Genomic DNA, 16,009 nt, shown 5'->3' on the forward strand with positions numbered 1-16,009 from the left:
TCGATATGTGTCCCGGGAGGAGAGCGGAATTGAGCTTTTGTTTCCCTATTATAATGATACCAATATTTGGGCTTACACCAAATTCTTTGGTATTATCTGGAATCGTGATTGGAAAAGGTTGTGCAAGATTTTGACCTTAATGTTAATTATTGAGGAAATTACGTGCTAAATAATAATAGGCTTTGTGAAAAGCCTATTATTATGTGATGTATATGTTTTTATCAATATTTGCCGTTTTTTGGTTCTACAAGGTTACGAGTTGAACCCTGGTTGTAATTATTTTCTTCAGTATTATGTGAAAGATTATCATTATTTAGACCAATATTTTATAAACATTGTTTTCATCTCCCTTTTATTTTGTTTGCTCGATACTTATCTTCTTGCTTCTAACTCTATATCGAAAATCTGCGGATAAAAGTTGTATGAAATTTAGCTGTTATTTCGTTTCCGGTTCAGGTACGGCGTTAAACAGTTTGGTGTTGTCAGCTGTAGCGAATGCTTGTACGAAGGTTGTAATAACTGTTTTTGTTGCTTCTTCGAGAGAGTAGAATGTCCGTCTGGGTATATAGACAATATCTTTTGATTCCAAGACAAAATCCATAATTTCTCCATTAATGATCTTCTCGGTATTTACTCTATAGACTACCGGTTGAGTTAATGATCCCCGGAGTACAATGATTGAATCTTTCTGTGCTTTATTATTGAATCCCTTCGCAAGGACTACAGCCTGGATTAACGATAAGCTATCTGCGTATTCGTAATATCCCGGGGCATTAACTTCGCCAAGAAGTGTAATTTCATTGATATGTGATTCAGGAATATAAAGATAGTCACCAGCTTGAAGCGAAATATTTTCTTTCATGGAACCTTCATGGAGTAGTTTTTTGAAGTTGACCGGGACATATGATTTGTTGCGAAGTAAAAAGGCATGGTCGAGATCTGCCAGCTGAACGGTATTTTCTCTTAGCAACCCGGTTTTTAAGCCGTTCGCCATCGCAATTGCGTCCAAAACACAGATTGTTCCGGTGAGCTGATAAGTTCCAGGATTGCTGAGTGCGCCCATAATTGAGAACCGCCGGCTTTTTAATTCGACGGGGAGGATATTAACGATCGGGTCGCGAAGTGATAGCCCGATTAATGATTGAAGCTCTTGTTTTAATTGGGGTATGGTTTTCCCTGCTGCTTTGACACTGCCGGCAAACATATAGGATATCGAGCCGCTTGGATCGATTGTTATCATTTTGTCCGAATCTTCTCTATTATATATCGATATTTCAATAATATCTCCGGCATTTAAGGCATATAACCCGGATTCGTGATTTTTTATGTCAGTATTAGGCTCTTTCGGGTCCGGTAATGATCGATTATTCAGTTTGATGACTCCCGGAGAGATTTCTTTTGATTCAGTGCTTAGTGAAGGCGAGACATTTGGTGTTGCAATAAGGATGGTTGCTGATAATGAACCTGGCAGAGTTATTAATCCTATGAGTATGCCCGTATATATGTACAAAAAGCGAAATGTTTTCATTTATTTACTCCGTACATGACTTTCAGTGAATCGAATGAATAGGTGGCTGTTTTTGTCGAGAATGCTGTTATGTAAGCTTTGGTGACAATATCAATAAGTTCATCGAAATCAAAGGATTTTTCCGGTATATAAATAATGTCTTTTGGCTGGAGCAGTATATCGGTTGATCTGGCTTCAAGAATATTGTTTACATTAACAACGGTTATTTCCGGTTTGCTTAATGACCCATGTAAGATGATGACGGAGTCGGTATACGGTTTGTTTTTTGCATAGTTGATCCTGGTAAGGCCTGCTAAGGCTTTGATCAGTGTCAGCCCTTTCTTGTAGTGCATAGTACGGGGAAAATCGATTTGTCCGAGAATGTATATATCGGAGTTCGTGATCTCGGGAAGATAGATGAAGTCGCCGGCTTCTACGTAAATGTTCTGGCTGTGATCACCTTCTTTGAGAAGTTTTTCGAAATTGACCGGAATTATATTTTCTCCTTTGCGTGCAATAAATGCATGGTCAAAGTCAACCGGGTAATTTTCGTTGAGTTGGGTATGGGTAATACCTCCGGCAGATGCAATAGCGTCGAGCAGGTTTACTCCTGGTTTTAGTTCGTAGAGCCCTGGTTTGGTGACATGACCGAGTATTGTATATTTTTGGCTTGGCAGCTGGTTGGCGACGATGCTTATCTGCGGATAGTACAGGTAGTGAGATAGTTTGTCCTGGACTTCTTTTGCCACGTCTTCGATAGTTCTTCCCGCGGCCTGGATTGGATCGATGAGTAAATAATAGAGTTTTCCATCCGGCGCTATAGGGATGCTTTTTCGTTGAAGGTCCTTGTTGTTGAAGACAGTAATTTCTATGATATCGCCTGGCGTTAGCAGATATGGCCTTGATTCTTTTATAAGATATTTTGCCGGTAGGATTTTAGGCTTTATGGTTACGAAGTATGTGCCTTCCGGTACGAGGGAGGGCAATCCTGCATTTGAGCTTATAGAAGAGGTACAGGCGCTTAATGATAGGGAGCTAAGTACGATTACTGATAATGTGATAATTGGTTTCAATTTTTTTTTCATGTTAACTAATGAACTCGTCCGGCATTTTATTTAACACAAAACCGTTAACCTTAAGTTTGACGTGGGATAGAGCTTCCAACGCCTGGGTTATTTGACCTCTTGCCAGCAGGTTGCTTTCTACGACAAACACAATCGAATCGGCAATTTTCTGTACCATAGGCAGGTCCGGTGCTTGTAAAACCGCGGGTGCATCAATAACCACAAACTCATATTGGTATTCCAGTAAGTTAAGGAATTCCTGCATTTGATGGGAGTCCAGGCAATCGAGATAGCTATCCCAGTTGTCTCCCATCCTGATATAACTAAGTCCTTGATTTATGGTGGGTTGCGGAAGTTTATCAAATAAGCTGTTATTAACTAAAAAGTCATTTAATTGTATCATGTTTTCTGTTTGAACAACGCCAAGGTATTCTTCGACAGTGTTATTCGGACATAGATTAAGATAAACTACATTCTGTGATCTTTTCGTTAAGTATTTGACCAGGTTGAGGCACATTGTTGTTTTTCCCTCGCCTTCTTCCGCACTGGTCACGAATACCGAGTGTATCGGTTTTTTGTTGGCTTTGTTCATATGGCTTATTAGTTTTCTGAATATCTCCTGATAAGAGTTGTCATCAAACGAGCAGAGGTCGACCATTTGCGGCTGGCTTAATTTTTCGATTTCGAGAAATACCGGGATTTCGTATATCATCTCAAGTTCTTTTTTTGTTCCGACTTTGAAACTGATGAGGACAATTATTATCGCAGTGCCAAATCCGGCGAACACAGCTGACATTAAGGATGCAAGTATAATTATAATATTAAACTTTTTTTTAGGTTGGGATTCCGGGCTCATCGCGTAGGATGCGATCTGGAAATTGCTGAGCCCTCCGTCCTTAACCAGTTTAGCTTCTTCTATCATTCCGGTGAAATGATTGTACCTTGCTTCAATGGCTGTTTTCTCTCTGATCATATTGTTGTAATCGACTTCTTTTTGCGGCAGATCCAGAAGTTCACGGTTCAGTTCAATGCGGGAGTTTTTTAACTGGCTTAATTTTATTTCAAGGTCTTTTTGTTTCTTTCTCATTGTTATCATTGATACATTGAAAGCACTGGTGCTGATTTTTTTTCTTAAGCTATATACTTGTTGTTCGAGATTGATGACTTTCGGGTTTTTGTCGGTATATTCCATTTTTGCATTTGCTAAACTGGCTTCGAGATTTAATAATTGTATTTTGAGCGGATTACTTTCCATGAGTTTTTCGAGGAGTTGTTCAGGATCATGTTTTAAGAGGTAGTTTGTGCTTTCGATCTCACTTAAGAGGTTGTTCAATTCAAGTTTTGTGTCCTCATATTCAACTTCCAGCTCTGATAACCGGCGAAGGTTAACTTCTTGTTGAACAGAAAGGTTAACGATATTGCTCTCTCTGGAAAAAGAGAGTATTTTGCCCTGTATCTCTGTCAGGTTTTCTTTTTCTATATTTGATTTTTCTCCGTAGTATTTGAGGTATTTGTCTGCTTCGGAGGAATACATGTTCATATTTGCCTCAAGTGCGGCATCGGCAATGGCATTAACGATTTTGGCGGCACGTAACGGGTCGACATCTGTTGCCGTTATTTCTATGGTATTTGATTGTCTCGGCGTGCTTGTCTTTACCATTCCGATAAGCTGCCACTGTGATATTTTGAGATTTAATTTCGCAATGACTTTTTGCATGGTTGCTACGGTAATGATCGTGTTGGACAATGTTCCTATGCTATACGGCTGTATCTTTATATGTGCTACATCACCGATACCTATTGCTTCTGAGTCGGTTTTTTGCAGGAGTACGGCTGTTGCTGAATATTTCGTTTTAATGACAACAGAAAGCAATCCGAAAGTAATTAAGAAAATAACGATCATTATAGCTATTATTAACGATTTCTTTTTCCAGATATCTTTTGCAATGCGGTGTACGTCGAGTTTGATTTTAATTGCGGGTTCTTCAGCATCTTTTTCAGGTTCTTCTCCCGGTTTGTAAACGTAGTCAGCTGCTGGGTCGTACATCTTGTTGATTTGATCGATGAGCTCCGGGGTGAATTTGATAGTCGGTTTTTTGTCCTGGACCATGCTTTCAAGATTTTCAATTGCCGGGGTGTCTGAGATTATCATGTCATTATCAATGTTATAGGAATTGTCATCAATTATTGTCGGTTCATCTTCGATTAACGCGGAACCAGCCGACGATTTTTTATCTCTCATTTTTTTTAGTTGATCTTTGATGTTGAAATCAGAATTAGGCATTCTTATATATCCTGCTTATGGAAGTCATGTACAATTGTCGTTATCATATCCTCATCAATTACTTTGACTCCCAAGGCGAAAGCCCGGTCAAAGGCAAGCTTGCAGATCTTGTTAATATTTCGAGGTATACAGTCCGATGATTTCATAATGATATTGACAGCTTCTTTCGTAAAGACGTTAATCTGGCTTTTCCCTGCTATTTTCAGGCGATGCTTGATGTATTCGTCTACTTCGTCAGGCTCGAGGCAGTTAAGGTGGTACATAAGGCTGATTCTCTGGTATATCTGAGGAAGCTTTTTCAGCTTCTCTCGTAGTTCGGGTTGTCCAACCAGAATGATAGTCATATAATTATTATTTTCCGAAGCAATGTTTGTCAGGTTTTTTAGTTCGTCGAGGCAACCGTCTGATACCTGTTGGGCTTCATCGAGAATAATCGTCAGATGTTTATCTTCCTTTGCGATTTCTTCAATAACTATTTCCCGAAAGCGTTTGGTAAGTTCGTATTTGGAGTACTCTTTGTCTGGGTTGAGCTTGCTTTTAGAGATCTGAGCAATAACTTCTTTGAGGATATCTTCAAATGTGAAACTTGAGAAATCCAATACTGCTATTTTGTATTCATCCCTGTTTATTTGATTGACAAGAAATGTCCAGGTCATGGTTTTACCGCAGCCGATTTCGCCGGTAAGCAATCCGATATTCATGTTTTTATCTTCAATTAAATAAAAAAGCCTGGCAAGCGCTTCTCCGTGGCCTTTACTTTCATAAAAGAACTGACTATCTTTGGTAAATTCAAAGGGCTTATGTTTTAATTGCCAGAATTCTAAGAACTTCATGTGCTATCCTTTTTCTGTAACGGTCGTCTTAAATATATATATTATATCAAGAATAACGTCAGTTAGATTAAAAATTCGTATCTGCTACGGAAGTAACTTATATGAAAGATTCGTCATTTAGGCCTCATATTTAATAAGTCAGTTATGAAAATTTGATTTTTATGCTCAACGAATAATTGAATTATCGATATGTTTGGCGTTAGGATTATTAAAATGACGGAGGAGTTTTGGTGGTCGGGATAAAATTTATCAAAAGTTATGCCGGGACAACTGGCAATATGTCGTGTATTGCTGGTTACCGACCTATTGAATATCCAGTTTGTCCAAAATAATCTTGTTTAGCACCATGACCATTGTCATAAAAAAAAGGGCGTAGAGAGTGACCATGAGCATATAGTACAGGGACGGAGACGTGCTGTAGATCACCATGGTTTTGATGTTGAATTTCTCCAGATTAGGCAACAGGATGTAGGAAGTTTTTCCAAATATTCTAGCAAGACCGTGACCTTTCTGAGACAACAGGAAAAAGTCTCTGGAAAAGTGACCGATTATTGTGGTGCCAAAGGTGGCCATGGTTGCGATTATGGATGAGGAAATGAGGCTGAAAAACATGGCAAAGGCCAGAACAATAAGCGACTCAATGAAGATCAAATAAAGGCTGAGCATATATGGGATGGAGATAGGTACTTTTTGAAAGTAGAAAACAGCAAGTGAAAGCACGCCCATACATAGTATGTTGAACAAAACTGATAGAGCACCGCCGCTGAATTTGCCAAGTAAATATAATGATCTTGAAATTGGTTTCGTTATGATAAGGGAAACGGTGCCTTTGTCGATCTCTTCCCGTGTTTGATAGCTTCCAATAATGATAGCAAGAAAAAGTGATAATACCTGGGTGATTGCCATTGAAAAATCAAGAATAAATCTGGTCTGTTCGCCCACAGCCATTTCACCTGCCAGAATAGAGAAGATGATTAGAAAGGTTCCGGCTCCAATTGAAATTAGAAATATTTTGTGCCTCATATTTTGCAGTAATGTGTAATAAGCGATAGATAGGAGTGCCTTCATAGTTATGAATCCTTTCTGATTTTTGATAAGTAAAGCTCTTCAATATTATTGGTCTGGTTCGCAGGGATATCGCCTATGATAGTTCCATCGGCGATCATCACGTAGCGTGAACATATTTTTTCGATATCATAGAGAATATGTGAAGAAAAAAGAATGGTTTTGTTTTCTGACTTCAGGTCGTCCATGATTTTTAGAATGTCGTGCCTGCCGATGGGGTCAAGTCCGCTAAGCGGTTCGTCCATGATCAGGAGCGATGGTTGAGCGAGCAACATCTGGGCAATACCTAGTTTTTGTTTCATTCCTTTTGAATAATATTTGATAAGTTTCGAGGTGTGTTTTTCAATGCCTACCTGAAGGATTGCATCCTTGACGAGACTGCTTTTTTTCGCTGATGGAATGTTCAGGAGATCGCACATATATGATAAGAATTCTTTGGCATTTAAATAGTCGGGATATAGCGGGCTTTCCGGGATGTAACCTACTTTTTTGTAGATGTCATGGTCCTCAGGTTTTTCATCCCAGATCAATATTTGCCCTGAATTGGGGTGGATAAGGTTCATAATGATTTTGAAGGTGGTACTTTTGCCTGCTCCGTTATGCCCGATGAATCCGGTTATCGTGCCTTCTTCGAGCGAAAAGTTAACATTTTTCAGGATGTTTTTTTTATTGATAGTTTTCGATATATTTTGTACTGAAAGTGCATTCATCTCAATTCCCCTTTGTCAGGTATTTATTCGTAGCTAAGACAAATACATGCTGTGTAGTATCCGGCTCATAGTAATGTTTATATATCATTGCCAGTTTTGTTGTGTTGTCATCCAGTATCCGGGAGTTCAGCAGGTCATTGATATTTGAAGGGTAGCTATTATGAATCGAATAATAAACCGATATTGATTTATTAAGGAGCAGTAATGTGCTTTTTACCTCAAACTCTTCTATTAGTTTTTTAATTTTTTTCTTAACTTCTTCATCTTTTATAGAAGCGTAGATGTTATTAAGGATATAAAGTTTTATAAAGTACGGGTTTTGGCTTTTATCAATAAGCGTGAGTAAATTATGTATCATTACAGCATCTTTTTTTGGGACAAATTTTCTGGCTGAGAGGAGGTACTGTCTGGCGAGATCGTTGTTGATATCGTATATAACTGCATTCGCTGCCAGCATATGATAAAAAATGGGATTGCGGAGGTTTGACTCAATCCCTTTGAGCAGAAGTTTTTCGCTCAGTTCAGGCCGGTTGAGCATAAAGGAAAAAAAGGTAAAAGCGTATGTGTAGGGATAGATATAGTGAGGATCAATCGTAGTTAGTGTGTCATAAAGGTAATAGGCATGAGTTATTCGATCATCGCTATAGTAGGATTCTTCGACTGCATCGAGTTCTTCCTCCGGAGCAAAATAGAACCCAATATGTTCGAGGAAATGGGTTAATGCATTTTTGTGATCGTGTTCTTCTTTTTTGTCATGATGGTGTTCTTCGTTAGGTTCGGGAGCTATTTGGGCTTGGTTTTTGATCGTATTAATGTCAATGCCTATGAGCCCTTGCAAATCACGCTTTAATTCTTGTTTATTTGCGGCAGCAAATTTGTTGTTCTGTGTAAAGTCCCGGTTACTGATAAATGTCGGTAAAGATGTTCGGATATTCATAAAAATTACGTCAGCTATAAGGGTATTAAATCCGAAAGTAAAGTATTTGAATCGGTCAGGGTTAACCTTTGCTCCGGAGTTTTGTTCAAGTTTGTTTTTGGGGGGTACATAATAACTGTTAGTCTGTTTCTGAGTTATGATGACACCACTAATACAGATTACAAAGGTGAGTATATACAAGGTTTTGATGTAATATTTACGATACATAACAGGATACGGCTCATTATGAATTATTGATGGACCATTATAATAATATATAAAAAAAGAATAGTTTGCAATTGCTTCGGCTTCCACATTTTAAAAAAATATCGGTCGTCCCTGTTTAAACCCGGATAATTATTTTTAGGTTTCAATGGGAATTTATTTGGCGTGGAAATTTGAAAAGAATTATCCGGGTTAAACTGTCGAACCATTTCTTTAATTACTTCAAGTGTATATATCGAGACCAAACAAAAGAAAAAATACAATTTTTATCAAAAGCCTTGTTAATACTGCCGCTCAGCTATGCGTCCAAATACTTCTCTGGCTGTAACAAGCGCTTCACGATACCCGGAAACGATCACGCTGTGATTTGCCGGATCGTCTTTTGCCATTCCGCACAACAGGTACATGTTGAAATCAAATACCCTATCAATAGCATTGCCATCATAACCAGATAATACCTTCAACCTATGGCGCAAATGATACAAATTGCTGGTTAACATAGCAAGAAATACATAATCTTTATGAAGAAAAAACGGAACAGGGCCATCGATATCAAATTGTTCCGCCACATTTTGCAGGTGCGCTAAGATGATACGGGATACTTCCACAGGCACCACATGAAAATAGATAAAATAGGCTTTGCTAAGCGCCTCATTCAAACAGGTGGCTGACGGAACATTATGCCATGTATAGTGATCAATAACTTTGAGCAGCAGATCGGTAGCCGCTTTCTTCGGTTCCACCCCTTGCTTAATAATCAAAGCGTTCAGAAGATTGAGTGCGCTGACATGCAAGTGATAGATAGGATTTATAATCGGATCTGTAATTGATTCCCTCTGTCGGAAATTAAAATTATATTTATCGTTGAAAAATATTAGGGATAAAGATTCAAGTATTGAGGCAATCTTCTTCTGTTGTTCTTCTGCATTGTAACTATCAAGGGAATCTATAATATTTTTAATTTCCAACAGGATACGGCATTCTACGCTAAATTGAGAGGGAGTCAAATCTAAAATTCTGGTAGGTCGGTGACAGAGAAAATCCAGCCATCTTTTTAACACCGTATTAGCGGTTACGTGATTACCTATTTCTCCGATATGGCTCGATAGCGTCATCGAAATTTTTTCGTTCCTCACTGATATATACTTGGTAACCAGCATAAACCTTCCTGACCTACAACAATATTTGTATATATATCGAAGGCAAAAAAAATAAAAGTCACAATTCTAATCAGATGGCTCAGAAAAATGTATCTGGAAATAATCATGCTTATATTGACAATCCGTATTCTTGTCGTGTAAAATGAAATTGAATTTCAAAGTCGGGATGGGACAGTGTTATGATTGATGCAAAAATTTATTTTACTGATTTTTTGAAGGAAAAAAATCTGAATATGACCCATCAGAGAGAAATCATCCTCGATACGTTTCTCAGTATCGAAGACCATTTATCAGTTGATGAACTAACCATGTATGTCCGGAAAAAAGATCCGGCTGTCGGGAATGCCACCGTATTCAGGACATTAAAATTGTTTGTGGATGCGGGCATAGCGCAGGAAGTTACCTTTGGACTCGAAAGGGTGCGATATGAGCATAAGTATGGACACTCGCATCATGACCATTTGGTCTGTTCTGTTTGCGGCAAGTGCATTGAAGCTGTTGATCCGCGAATTGAGATTCTACAGAAAGAGCTTTGCACCAAATACGAATTTGAGCTTGTCGAACACAAGCTGGAGATTTTTGGGATTTGCAAAGAATGCAACCAAAGTAAGCAATAATAGCTATAAGTGAACTGTTTTTTTGAGAGCAGATTGAAATTGAATATCAAATTCAACGTAATAGCGGAATATCGCCAACATACAGCTAGAGAATGGACAACGTCTGTAAAACAGTGAGCAGGGATGATTTTTTTAAGTTAATAATGAAATTGAATGTCAATATCAAAAAGGAGGCTGGAGATTCTTTAATCTTGGGTCCCAGAGTAAAAGAGGAGGTGTCAGGATGTTTCCGTTAGTCATGTTAAATGTTGGAGAGCTGGCTCAGGTAAGTGAAGTATTCTATAGACAAACAGGGGATGACGTATACCTGGAGCGGCTTGAGAGTATGGGTATCAGGTCTGGAAGGGAGATTAGTGTTGTCACCAATAACCGTAATGGGCCGTTGGTTGTGCTGGTAGGTAATTCACGGATAGCTCTGGCAAGGAATATCGCAAAAAAAATCATGGTAAGGAGGATTTGATTATGGATTTGTCGAAGGTTAAGGTAGGCAAGACAGTAATTATAAAAAAGATTAATTTGAAAGGAACACTTAAAAGGAAGTTCATGGATATGGGCATTCTGGAGGGGGAGATGGTCACTCTGGAAAAAATAGCACCGATGGGTGATCCGCTGGAAGTCACCATCAAAAACTACAAACTTTCGCTTAGGAAGAATGAAGCCTCTTTGATAGAAGTGGAGGAGGTCCAATGAGCGGGAACGAACGTATTACTGTAGCAGTTGCCGGCAATCCCAACTGCGGCAAGTCTACCCTGATCAATGCACTGGCGGGCAGCCGGCTTCAGGTTGGCAACTGGGCTGGTGTTACAGTAGAGAAAAAGTTTGCTGAGCTCAACTACAATGGGACCGCGATCAGTTTGGTGGACTTGCCGGGGACCTACTCGCTCAGTCCCTATTCGCAGGAAGAGATTATTGCCCGTGATTATCTGGTCAATGAAAAACCTGATATTATTCTGAATGTTATTGATAGTACCAACCTTGAACGTAATTTGTATTTGACCATCCAATTGCTGGAGCTAGGCATTCCGGTAGTCATTGCTCTTAATATTTATGACGAAGCGCAACAAAAAGGTTATGAGATAAACATTCCGGAGATTCAGAGACTTCTGGGGGTAGAAGTAATCCCAACCGTATCAACCCAGAAAAAGGGTATGGATAGCTTGCTCAATGTATTAGTGGGAAATGTACATAATCAACCAAAACGGCAGTATTATGGAAAAGACTTGGAAAGTGCAATCGACGTCGTACAAACAAACATTAAAGATGACCGGCGTTTTTCCGGGTATGCTTCCCGGTGGCTGGCAATCAAACTGCTGGAAGAGGATGAATATCTCCTTCGTTCTACCGGAGTCGTTGATCTGACAGAGCTGACCGGTGAAGCTGTCGGGCATTTAGCGGTCGCGCATGATGAGGATATCGAGTCTCAAATCGTTGATGAACGGTATGCGTTGGCCTCAGGCTTATTTCATCAGGTGTTCAAACAAACTTTCAAGCCCAAACAGGAACTGACCGAAAAGATCGATAAAATCGTGCTGAATAAGTACCTTGGTATTCCGGTTTTTGTTTTTATGATGTGGCTCACGTTCAAGTTAACCTTTGATGTGGGCAATCCATTTGTCGGTTGGATCGATGGCGTGATTGGCGGCCCGCTTACCAAATGGGCAGGTGCCTTGCTTGCAGCGGTCCATGCTCCGGAATGGTTTGTGTCCCTGATACTTAACGGAGTTATTGCCGGAGTGGGCGGGGTTCTGGTTTTTATCCCTGTTATTGCCACAATGATGTTTTTTGTCACCTTTCTTGAAGCAAGCGGTTATATGGCAAGGGCAGCCTTTATTATGGACCGGATGATGCATAAGATAGGGCTTCATGGCAAAGCGTTTATTCCGCTGTTGCTGGGTTTTGGCTGTAATGTGCCCTCGATTTATTCGACTAGAATCCTTGAGACCAGGCGGGACAAATTGCTGACTGCGCTGCTGGTCCCGCTGATATCGTGCGGGGCCCGACTTCCGGTATATCTTCTGTTTGCGACTGTATTTTTCCCCCGCCATGCCGCAAATGTGATACTGTCACTTTATTTACTGGGTATAGCAATCGCCATTTTTATGGGGTTCGTATTTAAGCACACTTTGTTTCGCGCAGAGGCTCCGGTGTTTATTATGGAGTTACCTCCGTACCGGTTGCCTTCAGTTAAGAACCTGCTGATTCATTCCTGGGAAAAGGTAAAACATTTTGTTGTCAAAGCCGGCACGTTGATCCTGGTAGCATCCGTAGTTATCTGGTTTAGCCTTAACCTTCCTTATGGGGTCTCTCAGCAGGATTCTTTACTCGGAAAAACAGGCAAAGCTATTGCACCTATTCTTCAGCCGCTCGGGTTTGGAACCTGGGAAGCCGGGGCTTCTTTGCTCACCGGATTTGTTGCTAAAGAGGTGGTTGTCAGTACCATGGGAGAGATCTACTCAGGTGCTCAGGAGGAGAGAACTGAACAGTTATCTTTTGTTGGTGATCTCAAAGCCATCGTTGTTTCTTTTGGTTCAGCGGTGCAGGAAGCTTTTTTTGGGTTCTTCTCCAACATTGATATAACCGGGATCAGCTCGTCTAAGGAAGAGGAAGGACTTGATTCGCTCAAACAGAGGCTCGGACTCGATTTCACTCCGCTTAGCGCATATTCTTTTATGGTTTTTGTGCTTCTTTATGTCCCGTGTTTAACTGTGCTTGCAGCGTTCAAGCACGAATTTCAGTCCTGGGGCTGGGTTGGTTTTGTGGTGGTCTACTTAAGTGTATTACCCTGGCTCGTTTCGTTTGCCGTCTACCAGGGCGGACGGCTTGTGGGATTAGGGTAGTCCGAAAATTATTAGGGAGGATGTGTATATATGTTTGGTAATTTATCAATTATCGATATTGGCATTATGATTGCAATCCTGGCAGGGGCAGGGGTATTCCTGTACAGGATGCTGAAAGGGAACAAAGCATGTTCGTGTTCTGACTGTCATGAGGTACAAAGTTGTTGTTCAAATAAAAAATAGATAAAAGGGGAAATTAGTATGAAAAAGGTATTGGGTTTTGTAGTCGTAATGATGTTATGTGCAGGAATCAGTGTTGCAGGTATAGAGTTTTCTGGTGTGATGGAAGTCGTCTATGACAGCGATATTCGATTGTATACCCCCGAGGATTCCTCTTTTCTTATCACGTCAAAATTGTCGGATAAAACAGCAGGCGAGCTATGCTGGAAGAACAATGCCTTAGATAGTTATAAGGTGCAGTACAAAGCCGGAGATGGAGTGTTTTTCGAGGGCGGTTTGTTGGGAGTACAGTTTGGCGAGTATTATACTCATCTGGTCTCCGATCCGATGTTCAAGGATAGTTTTGATCTGACTGCTGCGGGCATCTCTTGCCAGGTGAGCCTCGGATCCTCTACTGTTGCGCTTGGGCTGTATAACAATACGGCAGCGACCAGGGCGGATGCTCTTTCATTCAAGCTCTCTAATCAGATTGCTGACGGCATTACCGTTGGTGCAGCGTTATTAAATGATGGGAATGCTGCAAGTGCTTATAACGTTTTTTCGGAACTGTCTATCGATAAGTATGTGTTCGATAACGAGCTTGCGTTTAAGGATTCTGATTCCTATTTGTCATGTGGTCTTGCTTGCCAGCTCTCTGATACAACCGAGATCGCTGCACGCTTTGAACGGAATATGGTTGAAAAATCCGAGTATACTGTAATGGCCGGAGGGATCAATTATCAATTCGATTCAGCCCTGACAGGGATGCTCGAAGTGCATTCGGCAGCCCAAGAGAATGACCGGAATAATAATATATTATCAAAAATAGCCTTGGCATTTTAGCCTGGAAGTATGTTGGACAACCCCTCTTCACAACCTAGGCTGTGAAGAGGGGTTTTTTTTATCCTTATATCTGTACACCTTTTATCCCAACTTAGAGACTAGTGTGTTGGTTCCGTAAGCCGGACTCGAACGCTAATCCCGGACTGTGTACAGATCATTACCCTACATAGTAAAATAAACTGTTCGCACGTTTACAGAAAGGGTATGAGCTATGAAGAACATTATATGGTTGATAATGGTATTGTTCGGTATGCTTCCATCAATCGTTTTTTCCCATCCGCATATTTTTATCGAGAGTAGCGTGTCCGTAGTTATGGATAAGGATGGACTTCTCGGTATCAGAACGAATTGGGTATTCGATGAGATGTTTAGTAGTGTAATTTATGAGGAATACGACAAGAACAAAGACAAACGGTTTAACGCCCAGGAGACCAAACTGATACAATCAACGGCTTTTTCCAATCTCAAGGGTTATAATTATTTTTCTAGCATCTCTATTGATAATAAACCCTTTCCGGTAACCTACGTAAAAGATTTTTCTGTCAAACCGGCAGGGGAAAAAGTTGTGTATCAATTTTTTATTCCTTGCAGTGTGAAGGCAATAAAAGAGTACAAAGAGGTCAGGTTGGCTATGTACGATTCAACATATTACATGGACATCCGGTTTTCCGGGAAGAGTGCCGGGGTAGAGAACGTCGGTACTTACGAAGTACAGCAGAAAATGTCCGAGAATCCCAAACTGGCCTATTGGGACGGACTGATGGTTCCACAAGAAATCGTTTATAAGTTCAGGAGTAAAAAATGAAAAAATTACTGATATGTTTATTGCTGTTTTGCTGTAGCACTGCCGCGTATGCGAATAATCCGTTATTAACACCACAAAAAGAAGCCCCTAAGCATGTAGCTAAACAGGTACAATACCCCAAAGGTATTCAGCAGTTTATTTACAAAATATTTGATATCCAAAACGACATGAAAAGCCAGCTCTCTTCATTGATCAGGGATATCAGGGACGGCGGTTCAAAAAAATCGTTATTAATTATTCTGGTACTCTCCTTCGGATACGGGATGGTGCATGCTCTCGGGCCGGGACATGGGAAAACAATCGCCTGTTCATATTTTTTATCAACCGAAAGCCGTTATCGCAAAGGCGCACTGCTTGGCAATGCCGTCTCGTTTTTACACACGCTCTCAGCCGTGATTGTGGTTGTGGTCGTCTATATCATTCTAAAACAATCGTTTTTAAATACCTTCGATACAATTGATTATTGGGTCAGATTAATCAGTTACGGCATTATTGTTTTCATCGGGCTGTTCCTTCTGGGCAGAAGCGTCCGGCATGTGTGGACCGATAAGCGTTCCACTGCAACACATAATCACCATGCTCAGGAACGCAGTATTATTCCGGTGTCACTGGCGATCGGGATGGTACCTTGTCCGGGAACAACGATTGTACTTCTTTTTGCTATGTCTCAAGGTGTTTTACTTCTGGGCATTCTGTCGGTGTCTGCCATGGCATTGGGGATGGCTCTGACTATCACTATGGTGAGCGTTATTACCATTCTTGCGCGTAATATGGTTGCTTCGTTGTTATCACAATACCAACACCGGGTTGCCCTTATCCATTCTACCCTAGAAATAACCGGCGCATTCCTGGTTGTCCTGGTTGGTGGGTCGTTGCTTTATACTCTTTTCTAATATGCTTTTCCTGTGCGGAAAAAGTACCAAAAGCGCGCCAGCGGGGTTCTAAAAATGAAAGTACGCTGTAGGGGCGCGCCGCTGGCACGCC

The 16,009-nt window shown here is 40.5% G+C and carries 15 protein-coding genes; 7 read left to right on the top strand and 8 right to left on the bottom strand.

The genetic code is table 11. The features are described from left to right. Positions 1 to 436: 436 nt before the first annotated feature. The 8 genes from DKM50_08780 to DKM50_08815 form a co-directional block, all read right to left on the bottom strand. Positions 437 to 1,528, bottom strand: coding sequence for a hypothetical protein (locus DKM50_08780; GenBank protein PZM79544.1), 1,092 nt, complete (start codon positions 1,526 to 1,528; stop codon positions 437 to 439). After that, positions 1,525 to 2,592 (bottom strand): hypothetical protein, encoded by a 1,068-nt coding sequence (locus DKM50_08785; GenBank protein ID PZM79545.1) that lies wholly within the window; start codon positions 2,590 to 2,592, stop codon positions 1,525 to 1,527. Before DKM50_08785 ends, DKM50_08780 begins: the two co-directional genes overlap by 4 nt. A gap of 1 nt (position 2,593) precedes the next feature. Then, on the bottom strand, positions 2,594 to 4,855 hold the full coding sequence (locus tag DKM50_08790; GenBank protein PZM79546.1) for a hypothetical protein: 2,262 nt from the start codon (positions 4,853 to 4,855) through the stop codon (positions 2,594 to 2,596). 2 nt (positions 4,856 to 4,857) lie between these two features. After that, positions 4,858 to 5,688, bottom strand: coding sequence for a hypothetical protein (locus tag DKM50_08795; GenBank protein ID PZM79547.1), 831 nt, complete (start codon positions 5,686 to 5,688; stop codon positions 4,858 to 4,860). Positions 5,689 to 5,991: 303 nt separating this feature from the next. After that, positions 5,992 to 6,756 (bottom strand): hypothetical protein, encoded by a 765-nt coding sequence (locus DKM50_08800; GenBank protein ID PZM79548.1) that lies wholly within the window; start codon positions 6,754 to 6,756, stop codon positions 5,992 to 5,994. A 2-nt stretch (positions 6,757 to 6,758) separates the two neighbouring features. Further along, a complete protein-coding gene (locus DKM50_08805) occupies positions 6,759 to 7,463 on the bottom strand; it encodes a hypothetical protein (GenBank protein ID PZM79549.1) in 705 nt (234 codons plus the stop codon). Between the two features lies 1 nt (position 7,464). Beyond that, positions 7,465 to 8,694 carry a hypothetical protein gene (locus tag DKM50_08810; GenBank protein PZM79550.1) on the bottom strand — a complete coding sequence of 410 codons (1,230 nt, stop codon included), beginning with the start codon at positions 8,692 to 8,694 and terminating at the stop codon, positions 7,465 to 7,467. Positions 8,695 to 8,885: 191 nt separating this feature from the next. After that, complete coding sequence (locus DKM50_08815; GenBank protein ID PZM79551.1) at positions 8,886 to 9,764, bottom strand: hypothetical protein; 879 nt, start codon at positions 9,762 to 9,764, stop codon at positions 8,886 to 8,888. Positions 9,765 to 9,943: 179 nt separating this feature from the next. Here DKM50_08815 and DKM50_08820 point away from each other — a divergent pair, with 179 nt between their 5' ends. The 7 genes from DKM50_08820 to DKM50_08850 all read left to right on the top strand — a co-directional run bounded on the left by DKM50_08820 (position 9,944) and on the right by DKM50_08850 (position 15,918). Beyond that, positions 9,944 to 10,381, top strand: coding sequence for a transcriptional repressor (locus DKM50_08820; protein ID PZM79552.1), 438 nt, complete (start codon positions 9,944 to 9,946; stop codon positions 10,379 to 10,381). Between the two features lie 238 nt (positions 10,382 to 10,619). Next, positions 10,620 to 10,841, top strand: a complete 222-nt coding sequence (locus tag DKM50_08825) for a hypothetical protein (protein PZM79579.1) — start codon at positions 10,620 to 10,622, stop codon at positions 10,839 to 10,841. Positions 10,842 to 10,843: 2 nt separating this feature from the next. Then, positions 10,844 to 11,071 (top strand): hypothetical protein, encoded by a 228-nt coding sequence (locus DKM50_08830; protein ID PZM79553.1) that lies wholly within the window; start codon positions 10,844 to 10,846, stop codon positions 11,069 to 11,071. Next, positions 11,068 to 13,218, top strand: a complete 2,151-nt coding sequence (gene feoB, locus DKM50_08835; protein PZM79554.1) for a ferrous iron transport protein B — start codon at positions 11,068 to 11,070, stop codon at positions 13,216 to 13,218. The genes DKM50_08830 and feoB overlap by 4 nt, the downstream gene beginning before the upstream one ends. Positions 13,219 to 13,419: 201 nt before the next feature. Beyond that, complete coding sequence (locus tag DKM50_08840) at positions 13,420 to 14,220, top strand: hypothetical protein (protein ID PZM79555.1); 801 nt, start codon at positions 13,420 to 13,422, stop codon at positions 14,218 to 14,220. 211 nt (positions 14,221 to 14,431) lie between these two features. Continuing rightward, positions 14,432 to 15,025, top strand: coding sequence for a hypothetical protein (locus DKM50_08845; protein ID PZM79556.1), 594 nt, complete (start codon positions 14,432 to 14,434; stop codon positions 15,023 to 15,025). Then, complete coding sequence (locus DKM50_08850; protein ID PZM79557.1) at positions 15,022 to 15,918, top strand: hypothetical protein; 897 nt, start codon at positions 15,022 to 15,024, stop codon at positions 15,916 to 15,918. Before DKM50_08845 ends, DKM50_08850 begins: the two co-directional genes overlap by 4 nt. Positions 15,919 to 16,009: the final 91 nt, after the last annotated feature.

The organism is Candidatus Margulisiibacteriota bacterium (assembly GCA_003242895.1).
In the GTDB taxonomy this organism is placed as follows: domain Bacteria; phylum Margulisbacteria; class Riflemargulisbacteria; order GWF2-39-127; family GWF2-39-127; genus GWF2-39-127.

What these genes read in the sequence shown, in the direction of transcription:
- DKM50_08785 (PZM79545.1), bottom strand. Translation starts at nt 2,592, where the DNA reads ATGAAAAAAAAATTGAAACCAATTATCACATTATCAGTAATCGTACTT.
- DKM50_08825 (PZM79579.1), top strand. Translation starts at nt 10,620, where the DNA reads ATGTTAAATGTTGGAGAGCTGGCTCAGGTAAGTGAAGTATTCTATAGA.
- DKM50_08830 (PZM79553.1), top strand. Translation starts at nt 10,844, where the DNA reads ATGGATTTGTCGAAGGTTAAGGTAGGCAAGACAGTAATTATAAAAAAG.
- DKM50_08820 (PZM79552.1), top strand. Translation starts at nt 9,944, where the DNA reads ATGATTGATGCAAAAATTTATTTTACTGATTTTTTGAAGGAAAAAAAT.
- DKM50_08780 (PZM79544.1), bottom strand. Translation starts at nt 1,528, where the DNA reads ATGAAAACATTTCGCTTTTTGTACATATATACGGGCATACTCATAGGA.
- DKM50_08840 (PZM79555.1), top strand. Translation starts at nt 13,420, where the DNA reads ATGAAAAAGGTATTGGGTTTTGTAGTCGTAATGATGTTATGTGCAGGA.
- DKM50_08805 (PZM79549.1), bottom strand. Translation starts at nt 7,463, where the DNA reads ATGAATGCACTTTCAGTACAAAATATATCGAAAACTATCAATAAAAAA.
- DKM50_08815 (PZM79551.1), bottom strand. Translation starts at nt 9,764, where the DNA reads ATGCTGGTTACCAAGTATATATCAGTGAGGAACGAAAAAATTTCGATG.
- DKM50_08790 (PZM79546.1), bottom strand. Translation starts at nt 4,855, where the DNA reads ATGCCTAATTCTGATTTCAACATCAAAGATCAACTAAAAAAAATGAGA.
- DKM50_08850 (PZM79557.1), top strand. Translation starts at nt 15,022, where the DNA reads ATGAAAAAATTACTGATATGTTTATTGCTGTTTTGCTGTAGCACTGCC.
- DKM50_08795 (PZM79547.1), bottom strand. Translation starts at nt 5,688, where the DNA reads ATGAAGTTCTTAGAATTCTGGCAATTAAAACATAAGCCCTTTGAATTT.
- DKM50_08845 (PZM79556.1), top strand. Translation starts at nt 14,432, where the DNA reads ATGAAGAACATTATATGGTTGATAATGGTATTGTTCGGTATGCTTCCA.
- DKM50_08800 (PZM79548.1), bottom strand. Translation starts at nt 6,756, where the DNA reads ATGAAGGCACTCCTATCTATCGCTTATTACACATTACTGCAAAATATG.
- feoB (PZM79554.1), top strand. Translation starts at nt 11,068, where the DNA reads ATGAGCGGGAACGAACGTATTACTGTAGCAGTTGCCGGCAATCCCAAC.